This window comes from Devosia sp. (genome assembly GCF_034675085.1).
Taxonomy (GTDB): domain Bacteria; phylum Pseudomonadota; class Alphaproteobacteria; order Rhizobiales; family Devosiaceae; genus Devosia.
This window is the reverse complement of the sequence record NZ_JAUCDN010000398.1, coordinates 1-2636: the sequence shown is the minus strand read 5'-3', so window position 1 is coordinate 2636 and position 2636 is coordinate 1. Positions and strand designations below refer to the sequence as shown.

Below are 2636 nucleotides of genomic sequence, written 5' to 3'. Positions count from 1 at the left end.
CGCAGCACCTCGTCGATCTCGGGCAGGTCGTAGAATTTGCGCACCACCGCCCAGCCGGCCTCGGCCGTGTCCACCACGGTGAACAGGTTCACATCCTCGGGCGAGATGGTGCCGGCGTCGGCCAGCGCCTCGAAATTGATGACCTTGCCCCAGAAGTCCGCCCCGAACAGCAGGATCGGCACCCGGTCCATGCGCCCGGTCTGCACCAGCGTCAGGGTCTCGAAAAATTCGTCCAGCGTCCCGAAGCCGCCGGGGAAGATGGCGATCGCCTTGGCCCGCACCAGGAAATGGATCTTGCGGGTGGCGAAATAGTGGAAGTTGAAGCTCAGCTCCGGCGTCACATAGGGGTTGGGCGCCTGCTCGTGCGGCAAGACGATATTGAGCGCCACCGAGGGGGCCCCGACATCGGCCGCGCCGCGATTACCCGCCTCCATCACGCCCGGCCCGCCGCCGGTCATCACCACATATTCCTTGAAATCCAGGGTCTTGGAGGTGAACGAGCAAAGCTGGGCGAAGCGCCGCGCCTCTTCGTAATAGCGCGAGGCCGCCTCCAAATTCTTCTTCTGCACCGCATTCTTGGCCGCCCAGGCGTCCTGTCCCGGCGCGGGGATGCGCGCGCCGCCGAACAGCACCACGGTGGAATTGATGCCGCGCTCGCGCAGGCGAAATTCGATCTTGAGATATTCGAGCTGGAAGCGGATGCCGCGCGTATCCTCCGAGGTGAGGAAGTCGGGGTCGGCAAAGGCCAGCCGATAGGCGGGCGATTCGGTCTGTGGGGTGGAAGGGGCCAGCTTGGAAGCGGCGATATCCTCAACCGAGGTGCGTAGCGATGTGTGGCGGCGTCTGGCCATTCGTGGCTTCTCCGTGATTCTGATTTCTCATGCTGGCAGAGGCTGGTTAAGGATTCGGTATGGTTAACGGCAACTGAATTTATTGTGGGCACGAGCATCCCCACCCCGATGTCGCCCCGGCCTTGAATTCCTCCTGGCTCCACCAACTCAGGATAGGCCCCGGCCTCAGCCCGGGTGGCGCCCTGCTCCTGTGCCCCTTGCCATCCCGCCGATTTATTCGCATATAGCTCCTGGGAGGTTGGCGCGGACGTGTTCCTCGCCAACCGGGTCAGGTCCGGAAGGAAGCAGCCCCAACGAGACCTTCACGGGTCGTTGCCAGCCTCCTACCGTTTCTCGGGCGTTTCGAAATGCAAAAGGGCGCGCCACTTTTGCCTGAAATGCCTTTATGCTGGGCCGATGGCTCCCGGCAGATTCTCCACCCCGCAGCGCATGGAAGGGCTCGATGGCTGACGCAGCGACCTCGCCCTATCTGGTTCTCGCCCGCAAATACCGCCCGCGCGATTTCACCACCCTGGTGGGGCAGGACGCCATGGTGCAGACGCTGGGCAACGCCTTCAAGCAGAACCGCATCCACCACGCCTTCATCCTCACCGGCGTGCGCGGCGTGGGCAAGACCACCACGGCGCGCATTCTCGCCCGCGCCTTCAACTACGAGGACGCCTCCGGGCCCCATCCCACCCTCGATCTGTCCGTCGAGGGCGAGCATTGCCGCGCCATCATCGAGGGCCGCCATGTCGACGTCATCGAGATGGACGCCGCCTCCAATACCGGCATCAACGATATCCGCGAGATCATCGACTCGGTGAAATACGCGCCGTCCTCGGCGCCCTACAAAGTCTATGTCATCGACGAAGTGCACATGCTCTCCACCGCGGCCTTCAATGGGTTGCTCAAGACGCTGGAAGAGCCGCCGCCCTATGTGAAGTTCATCTTCGCCACCACCGAAATTCGCAAGGTGCCGGTCACCATTCTCAGCCGCTGCATGCGCTTCGACCTCAGGCGCATCACGCCCGAGATCATGACTGCCTATCTGCAATCGATTCTCGATCAGGAAGCCATTGCCTTCGAGCCCGAGGCGCTGGCCATGATCGTGCGCGCCGGCGAAGGCTCGGCCCGCGACAACCTTTCCCTGCTCGATCAGGCCATCGCCCATGGCAATGGCATGGTTTCGGCCGAAACCGTGCGCGCCATGCTCGGCCTGGGCGACCGTGCCCGCATCATCGACCTGTTCGAGCAGCTTATGGGCGGCGCCATCGGCGAGGCGCTCGATACCATGCGCCAGCTCTACGATCTGGGCGCCGATCCGCAGACGCTGGTCGCAGACCTCTGCGAATTCACCCATCTGGTGACGCGCATGAAGATCGTGCCGGCCGCCGCCGACGATGTGTCCCTCACCCCCGACGAGCGCAGCCGCGGCGCGGCGCTGGCCGGGCGGCTCTCCATGCGCGCGCTCACCCGTGCCTGGCAGATATTGTTCAAGGGCCATGAAGAGGTCGCCCGTGCCGCCAATGGTCTTCAGGCCGCCGAAATGGCGCTGATCCGCCTGGCCTACGCCGCCGACCTGCCCAGCCCCGACGATCTCATCGCCAAACTGGCCAATCAGCCCGCGCCCGCATCCGGCCCGCCGCCCGCCGCCCCGCTGGCCCGCCCCTCCGGCGGGGGCGGGGCCTCCGCGCTTCGGCTCGAACCGGCCCCGGTCTTTGCCGCCGATCCTGCCCCCGCGCCCCCGCGTGCCCCCGCGCCCCCGCTTGCCCCCGCGCCCCCAGCGGCGCGGGCCCGGGTCGG

General features: G+C 65.7%; 2 protein-coding genes and 1 other RNA gene. 2 read left to right on the top strand and 1 reads right to left on the bottom strand.

The genetic code is table 11. The features are described from left to right. Positions 1 to 851 (bottom strand): LOG family protein (locus VDP82_RS16860; protein ID WP_323015985.1); only part of this gene is annotated, 851 nt, incomplete at its 3' end. A gap of 232 nt (positions 852 to 1083) precedes the next feature. Here VDP82_RS16860 and ffs point away from each other — a divergent pair. Both ffs and VDP82_RS16850 read left to right on the top strand, forming a co-directional pair. Then, positions 1084 to 1179, top strand: an RNA gene (gene ffs / locus VDP82_RS16855) — signal recognition particle sRNA small type. Positions 1180 to 1293: 114 nt separating this feature from the next. Further along, positions 1294 to 2636, top strand: a 1343-nt coding sequence (locus tag VDP82_RS16850; protein ID WP_323015984.1) for a DNA polymerase III subunit gamma/tau, incomplete at its 3' end; no start/stop codon positions are given.